The organism is Pseudomonas sp. EA_65y_Pfl1_P113, assembly GCF_963970525.1.
Lineage (GTDB): Bacteria > Pseudomonadota > Gammaproteobacteria > Pseudomonadales > Pseudomonadaceae > Aquipseudomonas > Aquipseudomonas tritici.
The window spans coordinates 1-726 of sequence record NZ_CAXAQM010000156.1 but is presented as its reverse complement, the minus strand read 5'-3'; the positions used below and the strand labels follow the sequence as shown (position 1 = coordinate 726).

At 61.2% G+C, this 726-nt stretch carries 1 protein-coding gene; it reads right to left on the bottom strand.

Annotated features, from left to right (window positions below; all coding sequences use genetic code 11):
* Positions 1–726, bottom strand: a 726-nt coding sequence (locus AACY52_RS28850; RefSeq protein ID WP_339561150.1) for a TonB-dependent receptor, incomplete at both ends; no start/stop codon positions are given.

Below are 726 nucleotides of genomic sequence, written 5' to 3'. Positions count from 1 at the left end.
GATCCCGAGCACCCCTGGGCGAGCGTCTGCATGGGATAGCATTGTGCGATCGCATAGTCGGTATAATGCGCGTCAAGATAGGTCACGGCACCGCCAAAGGTCACATCGCCACCAAGGCGCGCCGAGCCTTCCAGCTCGATGCCGCGCGTTTTCAGGCCGCCGACATTGGTAAGGCGGTAATTCTGCGTGCCGTCGGCCAGCGTCTCGATCGATTGCGCCTGGAGGTTGGTGTAATCGGTATCGAACAGCGTGAGGTTGAGCGTCAGCCGCCGATCGAAGAATTGCGTGCGTGCGCCGATCTCGCGATCGCGCGAGCGTTCGGGCTTGATCGGCCCGGCCAGTGCGCGGTTCAGGTTGAAGCCGGTGGTCAGATCGTAGGTCTGGCACTTGTACCCTGTCGCATAGGTCCCGAACAGCATCAGGTCGGGCGTGAATTCGTAGCGCAGATTGACCTTGTAGGTGCCCGCCGTGTCTTCGGCGTGCCCGCTATAGAACGCGTTGTTCGCTTGCCGATCAAGGAAGGTGTAGCTAACCGCTTCATTCTGGACGCGACCGCCCGCCGTCAGCGTTGCCTTGGGCAGGAATTGCCAGTCGATCTGTGCGAAGCCGGCGATCTGGCGCGACTTGGAGGTCGCCGACCAATTGGCGAGCGAGAAGACGGGGCCGCGCGAGAACGGACGACCGAAACTCAAATTGGCGAAATAGGTGCCGACCGTATAGCGAAAC